The sequence below is a fragment of the Streptomyces sp. NPDC049813 genome, from assembly GCF_044465085.1.
Taxonomy (GTDB): Bacteria; Actinomycetota; Actinomycetes; order Streptomycetales; family Streptomycetaceae; genus Streptomyces.
Window position 1 is genome coordinate 331,829 of sequence record NZ_JBITLI010000003.1, and the last position, 21,651, is coordinate 353,479.

Here is a 21,651-nt window from a genome sequence, read left to right on the forward strand (position 1 = left end):
TCTGCGCCATGGAACAGCCGGACGTCGGCCATGATTCGCAATCCGATTGCGCCTCGCTGGAATTATCCTTGCTGGAGATCGAACATGTGCGCGCCCTGCCCCGGTGGCGCACCCCTTCCCCCTTCGCGAGGCAGCCCCCCATGGAACGCACCCGCGCGCCCAAGCGCATCACCCTCATCAGCACCGGCGGCACCATCGCCAGCCGCTGGCAGGGCACCGGTTACGCCGCCGACGCCGGCGGCGACACCGTGCTGGCCAGCGCGGCCGTGCCGGACGGGGTGGCGGTCGAGGTCGTCGACCTGTTCAACGTGAACAGCTCGCGGATGACCAGCGAGCGGCAGCTGACCCTGCTGCGCACCGTGCGGGAGGTCCTCGCCGACCTGGAGGTGGACGGCATCGTCGTCACCCACGGCACGGACACCCTGGAGGAGTCCGCGTTCCTGCTCGACCTGCACCACGACGATCCGCGCCCGGTGGTGTTCACCGGGGCGCAGAAGCCGCTCGGCGCCACCGACGGCGACGGCCCCGGCAACATGTACGACGCGCTTCAGGTCGCCGCGGACGCGCGGGACCTGGGCGTCCTGGTCGTCTTCGACGGGCGGGTGCACGCCGCGCGCGGCACCGTGAAGACGCAGACCCTCGCCGCGAACGCGTTCGCCGACCCGTCGGCCGGGCCGCTGGGCCGCCTCGGCTTCGGCCGGGTGGACATCCGCACCGGTCCGCAGCGCCCCGAGCCGCTGCCGGCCCCGCGGGAGGCGGCGGGGACACCGCGCGTCGACATCGTCATGCACCACAGCGACGCCGACCCGGCGCTCTTCGAGGCCGCGCTCGCGGCCGGCGCGCGGGGCGTCGTGCTCGTCGCGACGGGCGCGGGCAACGCGACGCCCGCGTTCGTCGACGCGGTCGCGGCCGCCGTGCGCCGCGGTGTCCTGGTCGCCGTCAGCACCCGGGTCCCGGCCGGGCCGCTCGCCGAGATCTACACCGGGGGCGGCGCCGTCGACCTGGTCGCCGCGGGCGCCGTGCTCTCCGGCACCCTGCGCGCGGGCCAGACCCGGATCGCGGTGCTCGCCGCGCTCCTGGCGGACGCGGCCCCCGCCGCCCGCCCCGCGCTGCTGCGCCGGCTGATCGCCGCGCCGCTGTCCGGTGAGGGCGCGGCGGACGCCGAGCGGGCGGCCTGAGGCCCTGGGGGGCGGCCGGAGGGTCTGAGGGGCGGGCGCCCCTCAGACCTCCACGGCTTCCTCGTTCGGGGCGAGGCTGTCCATGAAGGAGCTGACCGAGAAGACGGCGCGGCCCGCGCCCGAGGGGCCGTAGCCGGGCGGGGACGAGAGCCCGAACTCGTCCATCGTCGAGCGGTAGGCGTCCAGGAGCCGGATGTGGTACTCCAGCGGGGCGCCGTTCGGGTTCTCCTTGCCGAGCGGCGTCGTCGGCTCCGGGCACCACGTGGTGAAGCGCGGGGTGATGCCGTTCGACATGAAGAAGCGCAGCCCCTCCGTGGTGGAGGCGATGGCCTCGTCGACCGTCGTGAAGCCGAAGGGCTGGGCCATCTCGACCCCGGCCACGAAGTTCGGGATCACGTTGCGGGCGCCGAAGACGTCGCGCGATTCGAGGATGCGCTTGTGCCACTCGTCGCGGCCGACGTACCGCTCCTTGCCGGGGCAGTACATCTTGAAGAGGTACTCGTCCCACACCTCGTAATTGGGGTGGTAGATCTGGATGCCGTAGTCCTTGAAGCGCTGGACGTCGTCCTTGGGCAGTGCCTGCGCGACGACCTTGCCGATCCAGCGGCCCGGGAAGTACTCCTCGATGGCCTTGGCGTACCGCCCGTAGAAGTCCGCCTCGTCCAGGCCCTGGACCTTCGAGGTGATCGCGCCGCCGGTGAGCGTGTAGGCGGTCGAGGCCTTCGCGGTGTCGTACTTGTCGATGATCTCCAGCGCCTCGAGGACCTCGTCGACGTCCTTGACGCCCGTGTAGGGCCGGCCCGCCGCCTTGTGCTGGCGCCAGTTGTGGTTGATGTCGCAGTACTGGCACTCCTCCTTGGCGCCGAAGTACTGGCAGACGCGGAACGCGGTCAGGTAGATCAGGTAGCCCCACTGGATGGTCGGGGCGACCTCCATGACCGACTTGCCGTTGGAGAGCTTGTGCCGGTAGTACTCCGGCATCGGGGGCACCCCGACGTCGGAGATCCGCTTGCCGTCGAGGTAGAGGCCGAGCATGCCGTCCTCGGAGGCCGCCACCCGGTAGGGCGACGAGGGGTTCACGCGGACCGAGACGACCGTGCGGCGCAGGTCGTAGGGGCCGCCGGTGAGGACGATCTCCTCGGGCGGGCGGCGCAGCGCGGCCTCGCCCAGCTCGGGCAGCGTGCCGTGGTCGAAGGAGAAGATGAAGTACGACTTCGGCTTGACCTCGCCGTCCTCGTTGTCACTGAGAGCCGAGGCGTCGAAGGCGACACCGCCGCGGAGCAGGTCCTCCTTGAAGACGGCCTCTTTGGGAACGTGCGGGAAGCGCTCCATCAGGTCCTCGACGAGTGCCGTGCGGCTCTGCATCCCGTTCTCCTTGCTCTACGACGTGCTTCTCCGACTGTCCTGACAGTCGCAGTTCGACACCTCACGGTATGCCCCCGCTTGTCGCTCAGCCCTGGCGGGTCCCCGCTCGCGCCACCACATGGGCGGGCGCGGTGATGCCGGGCGCCAGCAGCGGGTCCGCGGTGGGCGCTCCCCAGCGGGAGGTCAGCGGCAGGGTGCCGGCCCAGCGGCCGAGCTGGGCGTCCGGGGAGCGGCCGTCGTCCGGCGGGCCCGCGCTGATCTTGACCGAGGCCTCCTCCAGGGAGAGTTCGAGGACGGTCGTGGCGGCCAGCTCCTTGCGGTCCGGGCGGCGGGCGTACTCCCACTGGCCCGGCGCCGCGTGGTGGGTCAGCACGCGCAGCGCCTCGGTCTTCTCGGCGTCGTCGGCCAGGACGCGCGGCACGCCGTAGACCATCGCGGAGCGGTAGTTCACGCCGTGCTCGAAGACGGAGCGGGCCAGGACGAGGCCGTCGACGTGGGTGACGGTGACGCATATCTCGGTGTCCGGATCGGCCGCCAGACTGCGGCTGGCCACCGAGCCGTGCACGTAGAGCCGGCCTCCGTCGCGGCCGTAGACGGTCGGCAGGACCCGGGGCGCTCCGTCGACGATCACTCCCAGGTGGCAGACGAAGCCCGCGTCGAGGACGGATTCGAGGTCGGAGCGCTCGAAGCTCGCCTGTTCCTTCATGCGGCGCGGGCGGGTCCGGTCGGTGGGGGTGAGCGTGTGCGGCGGCTCGGTGTGCGTCATGGCCCGGACAGTACTCCCGGGCGGGCGTGATCCAATCTGCGGGACGCCCGCATCCGAGAGAGGCAGCCGCCGTGGCCGAGACCAGCTCCCACGCCCCCACCAACTGGGCCCGCAACATCACCTTCTCCACCGCGCGCCTGCACCGCCCGGAGTCCCTGGACGCGCTGCGCGGCCTCGTCGCGCGCAGTGCGCACATACGGGTCCTCGGCAGCGGCCACTCCTTCAACCGGATCGCCGACGTGGACGGCGGCCGCTCGGGCACCCTGGTCTCGCTCGCCGGGCTGCCGGGTGGCATCGAGATCGACTCGGCGGCGCGGACCGTGCGGGTCGGCGGCGGCGTGCGCTACGCGGAACTCGCCGCCGAGCTGTACGCGCACGGGCTCGCCCTGCCCAACATGGCGTCGCTGCCGCACATCTCGGTCGCCGGGTCCGTGGCGACCGGCACCCACGGCTCCGGGGTGGGCAACGCCTCCCTGGCCGAGGCGGTGCGCGCCGTGGAGCTGCTCACCGGGGACGGCGAGACGCTCACGCTGGCGCGGGGCGACGCCGGGTTCGAGGGCGCCGTCGTCTCGCTCGGCGCCCTGGGGATCGTGCTGTCGCTCACCCTCGACGTGGAGCCCGCCTTCGAGGTGGCCCAGCACGTCTTCGGACGGTTGCCCTTCGAGGGGCTCGATTTCGCGGCCGTCGCCTCGGCCGCGTACAGCGTGAGCCTGTTCACCGGCTGGCGCGGCCCGCACTTCGACCAGGTGTGGGTGAAGCGGCGGCTGCCCGAGCCGCTCGCCTTCCCCTGGGCGCGGCCCGCGGCCGAGGCGCGACACCCGGTGCCGGGGATGCCCGCCGTGCACTGCACCGAGCAGTTCGGCGTGCCCGGGCCCTGGCACGAGCGGCTGCCGCACTTCCGGGCCGCGTTCACGCCCAGCAGCGGCGAGGAGTTGCAGTCGGAGTACCTGCTGCCGCGCGAGCACGCCACGGCGGCGCTGCACGCGCTCGACGCGGTGCGGGAGCGGATCGCGCCGGTGCTCCAGGTGTGCGAGGTGCGGACCGTCGCGGCCGACACGCAGTGGCTGAGCCCCGCCCACGACCGGTCCACGGTCGCCTTCCACTTCACGTGGGTGGCGGACACCGAGCGGGTGCTGCCGGTGGTGTCGTTCGTCGAGGACCGGCTGCGGGAGTTCGCTCCGCGGCCGCACTGGGGCAAGGTGTTCACGGCCGCGCCCGAGCAGGTCGTCGCGGGCTATCCGCACGCCGCCGACTTCGCGGCGCTCGTCCGGCGCCTCGATCCGCGGGGCACGTTCACCAACGCGTTCGTCCGGGCGCTGCTGCCGCGCTGAACCGGGGCCGGGAGCAAGGGTTTCGCGGCCTGCCCGGGACGGGCCACGAGGACTTCCGCGCGAGTTGTTGGACTTCCGTTCTCCTGTGGTGGCGCCGCCCGGGCGACGGGGTAACGCTTCCCGGGAGACCGCAGCCCTGCCCGTGCCCCGCCCCGAGGAGCCCCATGTCCGTCTCGTACGTCGAGGACGTCTCGCCCGGGACCGGGGCGCTGCCGCCGCGCGCCTGGTACGCCGCCTCCTCCGCCGCCGCGCTCTGCCTGAACGGGACCTGGCGCCTGCGCGTCGCGGAGACCGCCGACGCGCACGACGAGTCCTTCGCCGCCGAGGGCTACGACGCCGGGGCCTGGGCGGAGGTGGCGGTGCCCGGCCACTGGGTGCTGCAGGGGCACGGCGCGCCGGTCTACACCAACCACCGCTACCCGTTCCCGGTCGACCCGCCGCACGTGCCGGACGAGAACCCGACCGGCGACCACCTGCGCGTCTTCGACCTGCCGGACGACTGGCCCGCGGACGGCGGGGCGGTGCTGCGCTTCGACGGGGTCGAGTCGTGTGCGCGGGTGTGGCTGAACGGCACCGTCCTCGGCACGTTCACGGGCAGCCGCCTGCCGCACGAGTTCACCGTCGGCCACCTGCTGAAGCCGGCCGGGAACGTGCTCGCGGTCCGGGTCCACCAGTGGTCGGCCGGCTCCTACCTGGAGGACCAGGACCAGTGGTGGCTGCCGGGCATCTTCCGCGACGTGACGCTGCTGCACCGCCCCGCCGGGTGCGCGCTCGACTTCTTCACGCACGCCTCGTACGACCACACCGCCGGGACGGGCACGCTGCGCGTCGACAGTGACGTCGCGGGCCGGGTCGTCGTCCCGGAGCTGGGCATCGACGCGGCGACGGGCGAGCCGGTGACCGTGCCCGTCGAGCCGTGGACGGCGGAGACGCCGCGGCTGTACGCGGGCACGCTCGACACCGGCGGCGAGCGCGTCCCGCTGCGGATCGGGTTCCGTACGGTGGCGCTGTCGGACGGGCTGATCAAGGTGAACGGCGTGCCGGTCCTCTTCAAGGGCGTCAACCGGCACGAGTGGCATCCCGAGCGCGGCCGCGCCCTCGACCCGGACACGATGCGGCGCGACGTCGAGCTGATGAAGCGCCACAACGTCAACGCCGTGCGCACCTCCCACTATCCGCCGCACCCCGCCTTCCTCGACCTGTGCGACGAGTACGGGCTGTGGGTGATCGACGAGTGCGACCTGGAGACCCACGGCTTCGTCGAGCAGGGCTGGCGCGACAACCCCGTCGACGACGACCGGTGGACGCCCGCGCTCCTGGACCGGGCGGCGCGCATGGTGGAGCGCGACAAGAACCACCCGTCGGTGGTGCTGTGGTCGCTGGGCAACGAGGCGGGCACCGGCCGCGGCCTCACTGCGATGGCGCAGTGGATCCGGGGCCGCGACCCCGGCCGGCTCGTGCACTACGAGGGCGACCTCGACTGCCGTGACGTGGACGTCTATTCGCGGATGTACGCGGACCACGCGGAGGTCGACCGGATCGGCCGCAGCCTCGACGGCGGCCCGGTGCGCCGCCGCTCGCTCCCCTTCCTGCTGTGCGAGTACGCGCACGCGATGGGCAACGGCCCCGGCGGACTCGCCGACTACCAGCGATTGTTCGAGGCCCACGCGCGCGTGCAGGGCGCCTTCGTCTGGGAGTGGATCGACCACGGCATCAAGGACGACCGCTACGGATACGCCTACGGCGGTGACTTCGGCGAGGAACTGCACGACGGGAACTTCGTCTGTGACGGCCTGCTCTTCCCCGACCGGACGCCGTCGCCGGGCCTGCTGGAGTTCAAGAAGGTGATCGAGCCGGTGCGGTTCGAGATCGACGCGCGGGCGGGCACGGCGCGCGTCACCAACCGGTTCGACTTCCGCGACCTGTCGGGCCTGACCTTCACGTGGTCGTACGAGGACGGGGACGGGGCCGCTGTCGCGTCCGGGCCGCTGACGGTACCCGCGCTGGGTCCCGGCGAGTCGGTGACGCTGGAGCTGCCGCCGGAGTGCGCCGGTCAGGCGGCCGGGTGGACGACGCTGCGGGCCCTGGACGAGGACGGCCACGAGGTGGCGTGGGGCCAGTCGCAGGCGCCCCCGGCCCCCGTGCCGGCGGGGCGCTTCGAGGCCCGCGCGGTGGCCGGTCCCGGCCGGATCACGGTCGGTCCCGGCGTCCTCGACGCGCGCACCGGCGCCCTGCGCTCGGTCGGCGGGGTGGAGGTGGCGGGGCTGCGGCTCGACGTCTGGCGGGCGCCCACCGACAACGACGACGGGGCGAGCTGGCAGGACGACGAGCGGCTCGGCCCGCTCTGGCGCCGGTACGGGCTGCACCGCATGCGCCACCGGGTCGACGCCGTCGAGGTGGCGCGGGACGCCCTGACCGTACGCGGCCGGGCCGCGCCCGCCGGGACCGACATCGCGCTGCGGACCGTGTTCCGCTGGTCGGCGCGGGAGGAGACGCTGCGGCTCGCCGTGTCGGTCGTCCCCGAGGGCGACTGGCGCGTCCCGCTGCCCCGGCTCGGGGTGCGGCTCGGGCTGCCGGGCGGCGCGGACGCCGTGCGCTGGTGCGGCGGCGGCCCCGGCGAGGCCTACCCGGACACGCGGGCCGCGTCCCGCCTCGGCCGGTGGGAGTCGACGGTCGACGCCCTCCAGACGCCGTACGTACGCCCGCAGGAGAACGGGGCCCGCGCGGACGTGCGCTGGGCCGAACTCGGCGGACTGCGCATCGAGGGCTCCCCCGCCTTCTCCTTCACCGCCCGCCGCTGGACGACGGAACACCTCGACGCGGCCGACCACCTGACGGACCTGGTCCCGTCCACCCCGGTCTGGCTCAATCTGGACCACGCCCACCAGGGCATCGGCACCCAGTCCTGCGGCCCCGGCCCCCTCCCCCACTACCGCCTGACCCCGACCCCGGCATCCTTCACCTTCACGTTCCGCCGGTCCTGAGCACCGCGGAAGAGGGCGTACGTCCTTGGTCGGGGGCGGGGTCCCCGCGCGCAGGGGGTGGGGGCGGTTGTCATGATGGTGGGGTGAACTTCCGGTCGATCTATGCCCATGGTTTCGCGCGCGTGGCCGCCTGTACCGGCCAGACCGCCCTCGCGGACCCGCCCGCCAACGCCGAGGCGATCCTGCGCCAGGGACGCAGGTGCGCCGAGGAGGGGGTGGCCGTCGCGGTCTTCCCCGAACTCGGCCTGACCGGCTACTCCATCGAGGACCTGGTGCTCCAGGACGCGGTGCTCGACGAGGTCGAGCGGGGCCTGGCCCGGGTGGTGGCCGGTTCCGCGGAGCTGCTGACCGTGCTCGTCGTCGGCGCCCCGCTGCGCCACCGCGGCCGGGTCTTCAACTGCGCGGTCGTCGTGCACCGCGGCCGGATCCTCGGTGTCGCCCCCAAGTCGTACCTGCCGAACTACCGCGAGTTCTACGAGCGCCGGCAGCTCGCGCCGGGCGACGACGTGCGGGGCGGCTCCATCCGGATCGGCGGCACCGACGTGCCGTTCGGGGTGGACCTGCTCTTCGCCGCCGAGGACGTGCCGGGGCTTGTCGTGCACGTGGAGATCTGCGAGGACATGTGGCTGCCGGTGCCGCCGAGCGCCGAGGCGGCGCTCGCCGGGGCGAGCGTGCTGCTCAACCTGTCGGGCAGCCCCATCACCGTCGGCCGCGCCGACGACCGCACGATGCTCTGCCGCTCGGCGTCCTCGCGCTATCTGGGCGCGTACGTCTACGCGGCGGCGGGCCTCGGTGAGTCGACGACCGATCTGTCCTGGGACGGACAGACCATGATCTTCGAGAACGGGGTGCTGCTCGCGGAGACCGAGCGGTTCCCGGACGGCGACCGGGCCGCGGTCGCCGACGTCGATCTGGACCTGCTGCGCCAGGAGCGCCAGCGCATGGGCACCTTCGACGAGAACCGCCGCACCCACGCCGCCCGCACCGGCGACTTCCGCACCGTGGGCTTCCAGCTCGACCCGCCGGTCGGCGCCGACCTCGGCCTGCGCCGCCCGGTCGAGCGCTACCCGTTCGTGCCCGCCGACGCGCAGCGGCTCGCCCAGGACTGCTACGAGGCGTACAGCATCCAGGTCGCGGGCCTGCAGCAGCGGCTCGGGGCGATCGGCGACCCGAAGGTCGTCATCGGGGTCTCGGGCGGGCTCGACTCGACGCACGCGCTGATCGTCGCGGCCCGGGCGATGGACCGCGCGGGCCGGCCGCGCAGCGACATCCTCGCCTTCACGATGCCGGGCTTCGCCACCGGCGACCACACCAAGAGCAACGCGCACAAGCTGATGAAGTCGCTCGGCGTCACGGCGGCCGAGCTGGACATCACGGACACGGCGCGGCTGATGCTCAAGGAGATGGACCACCCGTTCTCCGCCGGCGAGCCGGTGTACGACGTCACCTTCGAGAACGTGCAGGCCGGTCTGCGCACCGACTACCTCTTCCGCCTCGCCAACCAGCGCGGCGGCATCGTGCTGGGCACGGGCGACCTCTCCGAGCTGGCGCTCGGCTGGTGCACGTACGGCGTGGGCGACCAGATGAGTCACTACAACGTGAACTCGGGCGTGCCCAAGACGCTGATCCAGCACCTGATCCGATGGGTCGTCAGCAGCGAGCTGTTCGGGGAGGAGACCGGCCGCACGCTGACCGCGATCCTCGCCACGGAGATCAGCCCCGAGCTGGTGCCCGGCGAGGAGCTGCAGTCGACCGAGTCGAAGATCGGCCCGTACGCGCTGCACGACTTCAGCCTCTTCTACGTGCTGCGGTACGGCTTCCGGCCCTCGAAGATCGCGTTCCTCGCGTGGCACGCCTGGCGCGACCAGCAGGCCGGGGAGTGGCCGCCCGGCTTCCCCGAGTCCGACCGCGGCGCCTACGGCCTCGCGGAGATCCGGCACTGGCTGGAGTACTTCTGTCAGCGCTTCTTCGGGTTCGCGCAGTTCAAGCGGTCCGCGATGCCGAACGGGCCGAAGGTCTCCGCGGGCGGTTCGCTCTCCCCGCGCGGCGAGTGGCGCGCCCCGTCCGACGGCAACGCGCGGGCGTGGCTGGCGGACCTGGCGCGCTGGGAGTGGCCGGCCGACGAGTGAGACCCCGGCTCGCGCCCCGTGGGCCGGCGCGGCCTCAGCCGGCCGGGCTGAGGCTGCGGAACGTGCGCCGGTAGGCCCGCGGGGAGACGCCGATCGCCGCCTGGAGGTGCTGGCGCAGCGAGGTCCCGGTGGCGAAGCCGACCTCGGCGGCGATCCGGTCGACCGGCAGGTCGGTGGATTCCAGGAGGTGCCGGGCCCGGTGCACCCGCTGCTGGATGAGCCAGCGGCCCGGGCTCGTGCCGGTCTCGTCCTGGAAGCGGCGGGCGAAGGTGCGCGGGCTCATCCGGGCGTGCCCGGCCAGCTCCCGCAGGGCGAGCGGCCGGTCGAGGTGGTCCAGCGCCCAGGCGCGGGTGGCGGCCGTGCCGGAGCTGCCCTCCTCGGGGACCGGCTGCTCGATGTACTGGGCCTGCCCGCCGTCGCGCCAGGGCGGCACGACGCAGTGCCGGGCCACCCGGTTGGCGGCCGCGCTGCCGTGGTCGCCGCGCACCACGTGCAGGCAGGCGTCGACGCCGGACGCGGCGCCCGCGGAGGTCAGCACGGTCCCGTCGTCGATGAACAGGACGTCCGGGTCCAGGTCGACCTGCGGGAACATCCGGCGGAAGACGTCGGCGAGCGCCCAGTGCGTCGTCGCGGGCCGCCCGTCCAGGAGCCCGGCCGCGGCCAGTGTGAAGGCGCCGGTGCAGATGGAGAGCAGGCGGGTGCCCGGCCGGATCCGGGCCAGCGCGGCCCGTACGTCCTCGGGCAGCTCCGCCGAGATGCGCCGCAGGTCGTAGGGCGGGATCACCACCGTGTCGGCGCTCTCCAGCGCCTCTGGGCCGTGCTCGACGGTGATCGTGAAGTCGGCGTCGGTCGCCACCGTGCGCTCGTCGGACGCGGCGCAGGTGAGCACCTCGTACGCCCCCGGCACCAGTGGGAAGACCCGGTTCGGGATGCCGAGCTCGAAGGGGTAGACGCCGTCGAGCGCGAGGGTGACGACGCGGTGCGGGCGGCCTGCCCGGGGTTCGTGAAGGGCCATGGCACGATGTTATCGGTACCTGGCAATCTTGCCATTGCCCAGGTCAGCGGGGGCAGGCAGGCTGGGTCCATGACCAAGAACACGATGAACGCGCTCACCCAGGCCACCCTCGGCGACCCCGACGTCCTGCACGAGGCGCGGCTCGCCCGCCCGGAGCCGGGCATCGGCCAGATCCTCGTCGCCGTGCACGCGGCGGGGCTCAACCCCACGGACTGGAAGCACCGCGCCTCCGGGCTCTTCCTGGGCGAGCCCCCGTTCACCCTCGGCTGGGACGTGTCCGGCGTCGTGGAGGCGGTCGGCTTCGGCGTCTCCCTCTTCGCGCCGGGCGACGAGGTGATGGGCATGCTGCCCTACCCGTACGGCGCCGGATCGCACGCCGAGTACGTGACCGGTCCCGCCCGCGCCTTCGTGCCCAAGCCCGCCGGGCTGAGCCACGTCGAGGCGGGTGCGCTGCCGCTGGCGGCCCTCACCGCCTGGCAGGCCCTCGTCGACAACGCGCAGGTCGGTCCCGGACAGCGGGTCCTGGTGCACGCGGCGGCCGGCGGCGTCGGCCACCTCGCGGTGCAGATCGCCAAGGCGCGCGGCGCCCACGTGATCGGCACGGCCAGCGCCGCCAAGCACGACTTCGTGCGCGGCCTGGGCGCCGACGAGGTCATCGACTACCGCACGACCGACTTCGTGACGCAGGCGCGCGACGTCGACGTGGTGCTCGACTCGCTGGGCGGCGAGAACTGCCTGCGCTCACTGGAGGTGCTGGCGCCGGGCGGCATCCTCGTGTCGATCCTGCCCGACCAGTGGGACGCGGTACCGGTCCGGGCGCGGGAGCTGGGGGTGCGGGCCCGCTTCATGCTGGTCGAGCACGACCAGGCGGGGATGGCGGCGGTCGCCGGTCTCGCCGCGTCCGGGCAGCTGCGCGCGCACGTCTCCGGCACGTACTCCCTCGCCGAGGCGGCCAAGGCCCACGCGGAGGGCGAGACGGGCCGCGTCACGGGCAAGCTCGTCCTCGCGGTCCGGGCGTAGGGACCGGGGCGGGCCGGGGTCCGTTAGCGTCGCAGGTATGAACAGCGACGCCCCGGCACCCCGCTCGTTCCCCGAGGCCCTGGCCCGGCGGGCCCTCGTCCTGGACGGCGGTCTCTCCAACCAGCTGGAGGCCGCCGGGCACGACCTCGGGGACGCCCTGTGGTCGGCGCGGCTGCTCGCCGAGGAACCGGAGGCGGTGACCGCCGCGCACCTCGCGTACTTCGAGGCGGGCGCGGAGGTGGCCATCACGGCCAGTTACCAGGCGACCTTCGAGGGGTTCGCCGCGAAGGGGTTCAGCCGGGATCGCACGGCCGAACTCCTCGCCCTGAGCGTCGAGCTGGCGCGGACGGCGGCCCGGCGGGCGGCGGTGCGGCGGCCGCTGTGGGTGGCCGCCTCGGTCGGCCCGTATGGGGCGATGCTCGCGGACGGATCCGAGTACCGGGGCCGGTACGGGCTGAGCGTGGCCGCGCTCGAACGCTTCCACCGGCCGCGGATCGAGGCGCTGGCCGCGGCGGGGCCGGACGTTCTCGCCCTGGAGACCGTGCCCGACGCCGACGAGGCGCGCGCGCTGCTGCGGGCGGTGCGCGGGGCCGGGGTGCCGGCCTGGCTGTCGTTCAGCGCGGCCGGGCGGCGGACGCGGGCCGGACAGCCGCTGGAGGAGGCGTTCGCCCTGGCCGCCGACGCCGAGGAGGTGGTCGCGGTCGGGGTCAACTGCTGTGCCCCGCAGGACGTGCCGTACGCGGTCGAGACGGCGGCGCGGGTGACCGGCAAGCCCGTCGTGGTCTACCCGAACAGCGGCGAGGAGTGGGACGCGGCCGCCCGCGCCTGGCGGGGCCGCCCCACCTTCACCCCGGACCAGGTCGCGCGGTGGCACCGGGCGGGGGCCGCGCTCATCGGCGGCTGCTGCCGGGTGGGCCCGGCGACGGTACGGGACATCGCGGTGACGCTCGGGCGCTGAGCAGGCGGTGCGTGGGGGCTGGCCGCGCTGGTGTGCCCGGGCACGGTCCGCGCTGGTTCCCTCCGGGCGCCGACTGACCCGCCGTCGTGGCTGGTCGCGCAGTTCCCCGCGCCCCTGAGATGCGCACTTCGTGCGCCATCTCATCGCCCCTGGGGAGCGGCCCTCCGGTAATGCCCCCCGGAGAGCAGCCCTTCGGCAAGTGGGCCCCTGAGGCTGCGGCGAAGCCGCACGCCTTCAGGGGCGCGGGGAACTGCGCGACCAGCCCCCACCGGGCCCGCAGCCAAAAACGGTGGCGCACGCAGTGCGCCTTCCAGGGGCGCGGGGAACTGCGCGAGAAGCCCCACCGGCCCGCAGCCGACAAGCGGGGGCGCACGCAGTGCGCCTTCCAGGGGCGCGGGGAACTGCGCGAGAAGCCCCACCGCCCCGCAGCCGACAAACGGGGGCGCACGCAGTGCGCCTTCCAGGGGCGCGGGGAACTGCGCGAGAAGCCCCACCGCCCCGCAGCCGACAAACGGGGGCGCACGCAGTGCGCCTTTCAGGGGCCCCCGGAGGGGCTGGACACCCGGCCCGCCGGGGCGGCACGCGTCCGGGGCGCGCCGGCGTCGCCTACGCCGTGGTGGCGATGCCGCCGTCGACCGGGATCACCGCACCCGTCAGGTAGGCGCCCGCCCGCCCGGCGAGGAAGACGGCGACGCCCGCCATGTCGTCGTCGCGGCCGATCCGGCGCAGCGGCGCGGACGCCGCGATCGCCTCGCCCAGCTCGTCGAGGGTCGCCGCCATCATCGCCGACGGGAACGGGCCCGGCGCCACGGCGTTCACCGTGACGTGCTGCGGCCCCAGCTCCCTGGCCAGCACCCTGGTGAGCTGGTGCAGCGCCGCCTTGCTGCTGGAGTACGAGTAGTTGGGCCGGTGCGGGACGTGGATGGCGGCGATGCTGCCGACGTTGACGACCCGCGCGGGATCGTCGGCGGTACCCGCCGCGCGCAGCGCCGGCAGCAGCGCCTGGACCAGCCGGAACGGCGCCTTCAGGTTGAGGTCGACGACCGTGTCCCAGGCCGCGTCCGGGAACGTCTCCAGCGGCTCGTCCCACATGGCGCCCGCGTTGTTGACGAGAATGTCGAGCGGTTCCGGGCCGGCGGTGACGAGGTCGGCCAGGCGCCGGCACTCGTCGGCCCGGGACAGGTCGGCGGGGACGGCCCGCACCGCGCCGAACGCGGACAACTGCTCCTGCGCCCGTGCGCACGCCTCCGCGTCCCGTGCGCTGATGACCACGCGGGCGCCCGCCTGGAGCAGGCCCCGCGCGATCATCAGCCCGATGCCCCGGGTGCCACCGGTGACGAGCGCGCGCTTCCCGCTCAGGTCGAAGAGTTCCGCATGCCCGCTGAACTGGTTGTCTGCCATGTGCCGTCTCCGGTCGGTCGTGCCTCGTACTGTCGCCGCCCATGGGACCCCGGCGGCACGCGCGGGCGGGAGTCACCGCTTTTCCGGGTAACGGCAGTACCTCCCTGCGCGCCGCCGCACGGCCTACGGTGGAGCGGTGACCGACAGCGCGAAAAGTACCCGGGCCGACGAGGTACGGGAGTTCCTGCGCACCCGTCGCGCCCGCATGACACCGCAGCGGGCCGGGCTGCCCCTCGTCGGCGGCCGGCGACGGGTGGCCGGGCTGCGCCGGGAGGAGGTGGCGCTGCTGGCCGGGATGAGCGTCGACTACTACATCCGCCTGGAGCGCGGGAACCTGCGGGGTGTCTCCGACTCGGTGCTCGACTCCTTGTCGCACGCCCTGCAGTTCGACGACGCCGAGCGGGCCCACCTCTATGACCTGGCCCGCGCGGCCACCGCCTCCGCGCGTCAGCCCCGCGCCGCGACGGGACAGCCCCGGCCGGTGGTCCTGCGGGTGCTCGACGCGATGACCGACCTGCCGGCCTACGTCCGCAACGGCCGGTTCGACATCGTCGCCGCCAACCCCCTGGGCCGGGCGCTGTACGCGCCGGTCTACGACTCCCCGCTGTTCGCGCGGCGGGGCCCGGTCAACACCGCGCGGTTCCTGTTCCTCGATCCCGGCTCCGCCGATTTCTGGCCCGATCGGGAGAAGGCCGCCGCCGACTCGGTCGCCTTCCTGCGCACCGAGTCCGGCCGCTCGCCGCGGGACAAGGGGCTGACGGACCTGATCGGCGAGCTCTGCGCCAAGAGCGAGGAGTTCGCCCGGCGCTGGGCCCGGCACGACGTGAAGTTCCAGCGCTCCGGCGCGAAGCGTCTTCGCCACCCGCTCCTCGGGGACCTGGTCCTGCCCTACGAAGCCTTCGACCTGCCCGCCGACCCCGGGCTGCACCTCACCGTCTACTCGCCCGAGCCCGGCTCACCGGAACGCGGGCGGCTCGATCTCCTGGCCGACGTGGCCGACCTGGCCGGCTCGCCGGCTCCCGGCCGCTGACGCGCGCCACCGCGCCGGCGCGCTGTCCGTTTCGTACAAGACCCGGCGGTGGACGGCTGCCTACGGTGAGGCCATGACTGACAGCACCGTCCGTATGGACGCCATCGGGATCCGCACCACCGACCTGGCCGCCGCTCTCGCGTTCTACCGTCTGCTCGGGCTCGCCTTTCCCGACGGTGCCGAAGGGCTCCCGCACGTGGAGGCGGCGCTGCCCGGCGGCATCCGGCTCATGTTCGACCCCGACGACAGTGGTGAGGACGGCGGCCGGGGCAGGATCGCGCTCGCCTTCCACTGCGGTGACGCCGCCGGGGTCGACGCGACGTACGCGGCGCTGACGAAGGCCGGGCACCACGGCGAGTGCGAGCCGTGGGACGCGGTGTGGGGGCAGCGGTACGCGGTCGTGCACGACCCGGACGGGAACCAGGTCGACCTGTTCGCGTAAGGCGCCACGTGTGCGCGCACCCGGCGAAATCCGCTCAGACCAGCCCGCTGAGCGTCGTCCCCGTCAACGCCCGTACGTCGCGCGCCAGATGCGCCTGGTCCGTGTAGCCCGCCCGGACCGCGGTCTGTGCGAAGGGCACGCCCGCGCGGGCCAGCGCCAGGGCCCGCTGGAGGCGCAGCACCCGGGCCAGCGTCTTGGGCCCGTAACCGAACGCGGCCAGCGAACGGCGGTGCAGGACACGGGGGTCGAGCCCGACCGCCGCGGCCGTGTCGGTGACGCTGCGGCCCGCGTCCAGGGCGGCCACGACCCGGGCGAGCAGCGGGTCGGGCGGTCCGGCCGCGGACATCAGGCGGGCGGCGGCCCGCTCCAGCTCGGCCGCGGGGTCGGCGGCCGCGTCGATCCGCTCGGTGAGCCGGCGGGCGTCGGCGCCGGGCCACAGGTCGGCCAGGTCGACGCGGGCGTCACGGAGTTCGTGGGCGGGGACGCCGAGGCAGGCCGGGGCCGTGCCGGGGGCGAACCTGATACCGGTGAACCGGCCGCCCGCACCCGCCGCGACGGCGTGGGCGCGGGTGTCGGGTCCGGCGACGAAGAGCCGGCCCTCGCTCCAGATCAGGTCCATGCAGCCGTCGGGCAGCACCGGACGGCCCGGGGCGGCGCGGGCGGCGCTCCGCGTCCAGAGCACCGCGCCGGGCACGCCGCTGGCCCGCTCCCGGTACCGCCCGCCCTGCTCCTCGCCGGACCCCGCGTCGCCCTCCGCGTCGCCCTCCCCGCTCACGGAGGCGTCCCGGTCACCGGGGCTGGTCCTCCTCGTCCTCGTGCGGCGCGTCCCCGTGCTTGCGGACGTGCGTGCGCAGCCGGGACGTCACGTCCTCGGGCGGCAGGAACCGCGACCAGCGCTCCGGGAACTCGGACGGCATGTCGGCGTCGTCGGTGTCGTCAGGGTCGTCGGGATCGTCGGGGTCCTGCGTCTGCCAGGCGGGGCGGGCGGCGGCCCGGGCCATGTAGTGGGCGGCGCCCGCGGTACGCACCCGCTCGTTCGAGGCGCGGGCCGCCGCGGTGGCGACGGACGGCCAGACCCGGTCGATCGCGGCGTTCATCGCGGCGCCGACGAGGACCGCGAACGCCGAGACGCCGATCCACAGCAGCACCGCGACGGGGGCGGCGAGGGAGCCGTAGATGGTCGGCCCCTCGATGGTGTTGGTGAGGTAGAGGCGGAGCAGGAAGCTGCCGGGGATCCACATCGCGAGGGCCACCAGCGCGCCGGGCACGTCCTCGATCCAGGGGGAGCGCACGGGCACGGACACGTGGTAGAGCGTCGTCAGGAAGGCGACCGACAGGATCAGCACCACCGGCCAGTACAGGACCTGCACGACCGTCTCGGACCAGGGGACGAGACCGATGACCGCGTCCGGCCCCGCGATCATCAGCGGCAGCGCCACCGAGCCGACGACGAGGCCGACGAGGAAGAGCAGGAAGGCGAGCAGCCGGGTCTTCACGATGCCGCGCACCCCGTCGAGGCCGTACATGACGGTCACGGTGTCGACGAACGTCGAGACGGCCCGGGAGCCGGACCACAGGGAGATGAGGAAGCCGATGGAGATGACGTCGGGCCTGCCGCCCTTGATGACGTCGTCCAGAATCGGTTCTGCGATCTCCTTCACGCCCTGGTCGGTCAGGACCGTGCGCGAGGCCTCCAGGATGTTGTCGCGCACGCCCGCGATCGTGTCGGCGCCGGTCCAGGAGTCGACGTAGGCGAGCAGCCCCACCAGGGAGAGCAGCAGCGGCGGGACGGAGAGCAGGGTGAAGAACGCCGCCTCGGCCGCGAGGCCCAGGATGCGGTACTCCATGCACGAGTTGACGGTGTCCTTCAGCAGCAGCCAGGCGGTCCTGCGCTTGGAGACGTTCTCGTAGAGAACGCGGGCCCGGTGGAGACGGCCGGACGGCGGTGGGGGGGAGTCACTTGCTGGCTGCACGGTCCAAAGGTATCCGCCGTGCGCGGGTGTACCCATCCCCCGGTGCCCCGGTCCGCGCCCGCGCGCGACCGGGCCGGGCCCGCGGCACGGGGCACGGTCGCGGGCCGGGCCGCGCCACCGGTAGGTTCGCCGGCATGTCGGGCAGCACGCACACGGTCACTAATCAGCCCCCGCCCCTGGTGGGACACGACGTATTCGCCACCGACCGGGTCCTCACCGAGGGCCTGGCGCGGCATCTGGACCCGGGCCTCGGGGACGAGGTGCGGGCGGAGCTGACGGTGCTGGGCCGCGCCGCCGGTTCCGCCCAGGCACGGGAGTGGGGACGGCTGGCGGACGTGCACCCGCCGGTGCTGCGCACCCACGACCCCGCCGGCCACCGGATCGACGAGGTCGACTTCCATCCGGCCTGGCACCGGCTGGTCGGCAAGGGCGTCTCGGCGGGGCTGACCGCGGCCTGGTCGCGGCCCGCCGGGCAGCTGCGGCGGGCCGCCGCCTTCCTCGTGTGGGCACAGGTGGAGGCGGGGCACCTGGGTCCGCTGTCGACGACGCACGCGGCGGTGCCCGCGCTGCGCGCCGAGCCGGACCTCGCGGCGCTCTGGGAGCCCCTGCTGACCTCCACCGTCTACGACTTCGGGCTGCGGCCCGCGGCGCGGAAGGCGGGGGCGCTGCTCGGCATGGCGCTGGCGGAGAAGCAGGGCGGCAGCGACGTGCGGTCCGCCGCGACGCGGGCCGAGCCGCTGGCCGAGGACGGGACGTACGCGCTCACCGGGCACAAGTGGTTCTGCTCCGCGCCCATGTCGGACGGGTTCCTGGTGCTGGCACAGGCCGGTGCGGGACCGACCTGCTTCCTCGTGCCGCGCGTCCTGGCGGACGGCGCGCGCAACCCGTTCGCGATCCAGCGGCTCAAGGACAAGCTGGGCGACCGGTCGGACGCCACCGCCGAGGTCGAGTTCGACGGCACGTGGGCGCGGCGGGTCGGGGACGAGGGGAGCGGCGCGAACCTCCTCCTCGACGCGGTGGCGGCGGCCCGCCTGGACCGCGTGCTCGGCTCCGCGGCGCTCATGCGGCAGGCGGTGGCGCAGGCGGTCCACCACTGCGCGTACCGCGAGGCGTTCGGGGTGCCCCTCGCCGACCAGCCGCTGATGCGCAACGTGCTGGCCGATCTGGCCGTGGAGTCGGAGGCCGCGACCACGCTGGCGCTGCGGCTCGCGGCGGCCCAGGACGGCGCGGCCGGTGGGGACGAGCGGGAGCGGGCGTTCCTGCGGCTCGCCGTACCGACGGCGAAGTACTGGGTGACGAAGCGGTGCACGCCGCTGGTGGCCGAGGCGCTGGAGTGCCTCGGGGGCAACGGCTACGTGGAGGAGTCGGTGCTGCCGCGGCTGCTGCGCGCGGCGCCGGCCGACTCGGTCCGGGAGGGGGCGGGCAACGTCCAGGCCCTGGACGTGCTGCGGGCGTTGCAGCGCGAGCCGGGGGCGTTCGACGCGTTCCTGCTGGAGGTCGGGAAGGCGCGCGGCGCCGATCACCGGCTGGACGCTGCGGTGCGGGGACTGCTCGGCGAACTGGGCGACCTGGACGCCGTGGAGGCGCGGGCCCGGCGGCTCGCGGAGCGGATCGCGCTGGTGCTGCAGGGGTCGCTGCTGGTGCGGTACGCGCCGGCCGAGGTGGCGGACGCGTTCTGCGCGGCGCGGCTCGGCGGGGACGGGGGCGCCGCGTTCGGGACGCTGCCGCACACGCTGGGCCTGGCCGGCATCGTCGAGCGGGCCCGTCCGGTGGAGTGACCTGCCGCCCGGGGGGCGGTGGTGTGGTGGGGACGGTGCCGCGCCGACACGGCGCCGTCCCCGCCTGCAAACCCCGCAAGGAGCTTGAGCGCCACCGGGGCGGCGCTGCTGCCAGTCTCGGTCGGCGCGGGGGCGTCCCGCCAGGGTTGCAAGGGGTTGCAACGTTGTGGGCCAACTCCCGTCCGCGGCAGGCCCCGGCGGTGCACGATGGGCGTAACTCCCCGCTCACCGAGGATGCAGGCATGAAGAAGGACGCGACCATCGATCTGGCGCGACTGGCCGTGGTGGACACGGCGTCGGCGTCCCGTCTGCTCAAGGGCGTGCGCGAGGCGACGCTCGCCGGGCAGCGGCCGCCGGTCGAACCCCGTCCGGAGATCGGCGAGTCCTGGCGGCGGATGCTGCGCGGCGGCGTCGACCCGGACCGCGACGTGCGCGCCGGGCTGCTCGGGGCCGACGAGGTGGCGGAGCGCCGCAGGTCCTCGCCGCTGCTGCCCGTCCTGCCGGTGCTGCGCGAGGCGCTGGTGGCGGTGGCCCAGGCGGCGCAGCACATCATGGTGGTCAGCGACGCCGAGGGGCGGCTGCTGTGGCGCGAGGGGCATCCGGGCGTGCTGCGCAAGGCCGACCAGCTCGGTTTCGAGGTGGGCGCGGACTGGGCCGAGGACGTCGTCGGGACGAACGGGGTGGGGACGCCGCTGGTGACCCGGCGGCCGGTCCAGGTGTTCGCCGCCGAGCACTTCGTGCAGTCGCATGCGCCGTGGACGTGTGCGGGGGCGCCGGTGACGGACCCGCGGGACGGCCGGCTGCTGGGGGTGGTGGACGTCAGCGGTCCGCTGGAGACGATGCATCCGGCGACGCTCTCCTGGGTGCGGTCGGTGGCGCAGCTCGCGCAGGCGCGCCTGCGCGAGCTGCACGTGCACAGCCTGGAGCGGTTGCGCGCGGTGGCGGCGCCCGCGCTGGCTCGGCTGGGCGGGCGGGCCCTGGCCGTGGACGGCAACGGCTGGACGGCGGCGGTCACCGGGATGCCGATGGTCGACCGGGTGGCGCTGCCGGCCTCCCTGGCGGAGGGCCCGTGCCGGATCCCGTCGCTGGGGGCGTGCACGGCGGCTCCGCTGCCCGGGGGCTGGCTGCTGCTGGTGGACGACGCGCCGGAGCCGTTCGCCGCGACCCGGCTCGTCCTGGACGTGAGCCGGCCGCGCCGCTGGTCGGTGGAGGTGGCGGGCCCGGCCGGTTCCTGGTCGCACGAGCTGAGCCCGCGCCATGCGGAGCTGCTGTACCTGCTCGCCCGGCACCCGGCGGGGTGCAGCGCGTCGGGGCTCGCGCAGGAGCTGTTCGGCGATCCCGCGCGGACGGTGACGGTGCGCGCGGAGCTGTCCCGGGTCCGCCGCTACCTCGGCGGGCTCCTCTCCCACCGCCCGTACCGGTTCGTGGACGGCGCGGAGGTGCGGGTGCTGCCGCCGGCCGATCCGCTGGACCTGCTGCCGCACTCCGCGGCGCCGGCGGTGCGCGCGGCCCGGGCGGGCGGGTAGCGCCTTGGCCCGCGCGCCCGCGCCGTGATGCCATGGCCCGCATGAGCAGCAGCCTTGTCACCGTCACCACGTGGTCGCTGGAACAGACCTCGCCGTCCGATCTGCGCCCCGCCGTCCCGCCGGCGGGCGAGACCGTCCGCATCGTCCGCGCCGAGCTTCCGTCGCCCGAGTTCAGCCGTTTCCTGTACGCGTCCGTGGGCGGTGACATCAAGTGGATCGACCGGCTCGGCTGGTCGTACGCGCAGTGGCAGGAGCAGGTGGGGCGGCCGGGCGCCGAGACGTGGGTGGCCTACGACCGCGGGACGCCGGCGGGGTACGTCGAGCTGGCCGCGCAGGACGACGGGGTCGTGGAGATCGTGTACTTCGGGCTCATCCCGGCGTTCCGGGGGCGGCGGATCGGTGGGCACCTGCTGTCGTACGGCGTCGCGCGCGCCTGGGACCTGGCCGAGCGATGGCCGGAGCGGACACCGACGAAGCGGGTGTGGCTCCATACGTGCAGCCTGGACGGGGAGTACGCGCGGGCCAACTACGAGCGGCGCGGGTTCCGGGTGTTCCGCACGGAGACCGGGGAGGAACCGGAGGCGGTGACTCCGGGCCCCTGGCCCGGAGCGTTCCCCTCCGCCTGACTCCAAGGGGGGCGAAAGCCACCTTTCGCCGCCCCGGCCTGTGACCGGCACCACCATCGTCCACCATGTGGGACATCTGCGTCCGAATGACGGACGATGGTGGACCGGGCCCAAAGTCCCGTGACACGC

Annotated in this window: 17 protein-coding genes; 11 read left to right on the forward strand and 6 right to left on the reverse strand. The window is 74.4% G+C overall.

Annotation, left to right across the window (positions count from 1 at the left end; all coding sequences use genetic code 11):
• Positions 1–140 precede the first annotated feature (140 nt).
• Positions 141–1,178, forward strand: a complete 1,038-nt coding sequence (locus tag ACIBW6_RS08960; RefSeq protein WP_399058264.1) for an asparaginase — start codon at positions 141–143, stop codon at positions 1,176–1,178.
• 42 nt (positions 1,179–1,220) lie between these two features.
• Here the strand turns inward: ACIBW6_RS08960 and ACIBW6_RS08965 are convergent, their stop codons facing one another.
• Together ACIBW6_RS08965 and ACIBW6_RS08970 are read right to left on the reverse strand one after the other, a co-directional pair.
• Positions 1,221–2,543, reverse strand: coding sequence for a radical SAM protein (locus ACIBW6_RS08965; protein ID WP_399058266.1), 1,323 nt, complete (start codon positions 2,541–2,543; stop codon positions 1,221–1,223).
• 85 nt (positions 2,544–2,628) lie between these two features.
• Positions 2,629–3,309: a pyridoxamine 5'-phosphate oxidase family protein gene (locus ACIBW6_RS08970; protein WP_399058268.1), complete on the reverse strand. Its 681-nt coding sequence runs from the start codon at positions 3,307–3,309 to the stop codon at positions 2,629–2,631.
• A 71-nt stretch (positions 3,310–3,380) separates the two neighbouring features.
• Between ACIBW6_RS08970 and ACIBW6_RS08975 the strand changes: the two genes are divergently transcribed.
• The 3 genes from ACIBW6_RS08975 to ACIBW6_RS08985 all read left to right on the forward strand — a co-directional run bounded on the left by ACIBW6_RS08975 (position 3,381) and on the right by ACIBW6_RS08985 (position 9,753).
• Positions 3,381–4,640, forward strand: a complete 1,260-nt coding sequence (locus tag ACIBW6_RS08975) for an FAD-binding protein (protein WP_399058270.1) — start codon at positions 3,381–3,383, stop codon at positions 4,638–4,640.
• 164 nt (positions 4,641–4,804) lie between these two features.
• On the forward strand, positions 4,805–7,624 hold the full coding sequence (locus tag ACIBW6_RS08980; RefSeq protein WP_399058272.1) for a glycoside hydrolase family 2 TIM barrel-domain containing protein: 2,820 nt from the start codon (positions 4,805–4,807) through the stop codon (positions 7,622–7,624).
• Between the two features lie 83 nt (positions 7,625–7,707).
• Positions 7,708–9,753, forward strand: a complete 2,046-nt coding sequence (locus ACIBW6_RS08985) for an NAD(+) synthase (RefSeq protein WP_399058274.1) — start codon at positions 7,708–7,710, stop codon at positions 9,751–9,753.
• A gap of 34 nt (positions 9,754–9,787) precedes the next feature.
• On the opposite strand, the gene ACIBW6_RS08990 is transcribed toward ACIBW6_RS08985, so the two are convergent.
• Positions 9,788–10,768: a GlxA family transcriptional regulator gene (locus ACIBW6_RS08990; protein ID WP_399058276.1), complete on the reverse strand. Its 981-nt coding sequence runs from the start codon at positions 10,766–10,768 to the stop codon at positions 9,788–9,790.
• Between the two features lie 69 nt (positions 10,769–10,837).
• Here ACIBW6_RS08990 and ACIBW6_RS08995 point away from each other — a divergent pair, with 69 nt between their 5' ends.
• Positions 10,838–11,788, forward strand: coding sequence for an NADP-dependent oxidoreductase (locus ACIBW6_RS08995; RefSeq protein WP_399058278.1), 951 nt, complete (start codon positions 10,838–10,840; stop codon positions 11,786–11,788).
• Positions 11,789–11,825: 37 nt separating this feature from the next.
• Positions 11,826–12,746 carry a homocysteine S-methyltransferase gene (gene mmuM / locus ACIBW6_RS09000; RefSeq protein WP_399058280.1) on the forward strand — a complete coding sequence of 307 codons (921 nt, stop codon included), beginning with the start codon at positions 11,826–11,828 and terminating at the stop codon, positions 12,744–12,746.
• A 606-nt stretch (positions 12,747–13,352) separates the two neighbouring features.
• Here mmuM and ACIBW6_RS09005 read toward each other — a convergent pair.
• Complete coding sequence (locus ACIBW6_RS09005; RefSeq protein WP_399058282.1) at positions 13,353–14,147, reverse strand: SDR family oxidoreductase; 795 nt, start codon at positions 14,145–14,147, stop codon at positions 13,353–13,355.
• A 136-nt stretch (positions 14,148–14,283) separates the two neighbouring features.
• Between ACIBW6_RS09005 and ACIBW6_RS09010 the strand changes: the two genes are divergently transcribed.
• Together ACIBW6_RS09010 and ACIBW6_RS09015 are read left to right on the forward strand one after the other, a co-directional pair.
• The gene (locus tag ACIBW6_RS09010) at positions 14,284–15,177 is read left to right on the forward strand and encodes a helix-turn-helix transcriptional regulator (RefSeq protein ID WP_399058284.1); all 894 of its coding nucleotides are present in this window, start codon (positions 14,284–14,286) and stop codon (positions 15,175–15,177) included.
• A 73-nt stretch (positions 15,178–15,250) separates the two neighbouring features.
• Positions 15,251–15,619: a VOC family protein gene (locus ACIBW6_RS09015; RefSeq protein ID WP_399058286.1), complete on the forward strand. Its 369-nt coding sequence runs from the start codon at positions 15,251–15,253 to the stop codon at positions 15,617–15,619.
• Between the two features lie 34 nt (positions 15,620–15,653).
• On the opposite strand, the gene ACIBW6_RS09020 is transcribed toward ACIBW6_RS09015, so the two are convergent.
• Together ACIBW6_RS09020 and ACIBW6_RS09025 are read right to left on the reverse strand one after the other, a co-directional pair.
• Entirely contained in the window at positions 15,654–16,394 is a 741-nt protein-coding gene (locus tag ACIBW6_RS09020) for a helix-turn-helix domain-containing protein (protein WP_399058288.1), read from the reverse strand.
• Positions 16,395–16,407: 13 nt separating this feature from the next.
• The gene (locus ACIBW6_RS09025; protein WP_399058290.1) at positions 16,408–17,592 is read right to left on the reverse strand and encodes a YihY/virulence factor BrkB family protein; all 1,185 of its coding nucleotides are present in this window, start codon (positions 17,590–17,592) and stop codon (positions 16,408–16,410) included.
• A gap of 134 nt (positions 17,593–17,726) precedes the next feature.
• Between ACIBW6_RS09025 and ACIBW6_RS09030 the strand changes: the two genes are divergently transcribed.
• The 3 genes from ACIBW6_RS09030 to ACIBW6_RS09040 all read left to right on the forward strand — a co-directional run bounded on the left by ACIBW6_RS09030 (position 17,727) and on the right by ACIBW6_RS09040 (position 21,522).
• Complete coding sequence (locus ACIBW6_RS09030; protein WP_399058292.1) at positions 17,727–19,370, forward strand: acyl-CoA dehydrogenase family protein; 1,644 nt, start codon at positions 17,727–17,729, stop codon at positions 19,368–19,370.
• 242 nt (positions 19,371–19,612) lie between these two features.
• Positions 19,613–20,896 carry a GAF domain-containing protein gene (locus ACIBW6_RS09035; protein ID WP_399058294.1) on the forward strand — a complete coding sequence of 428 codons (1,284 nt, stop codon included), beginning with the start codon at positions 19,613–19,615 and terminating at the stop codon, positions 20,894–20,896.
• A 41-nt stretch (positions 20,897–20,937) separates the two neighbouring features.
• Positions 20,938–21,522: a GNAT family N-acetyltransferase gene (locus ACIBW6_RS09040; protein WP_399058296.1), complete on the forward strand. Its 585-nt coding sequence runs from the start codon at positions 20,938–20,940 to the stop codon at positions 21,520–21,522.
• The last annotated feature ends 129 nt before the right edge of the window (positions 21,523–21,651 follow it).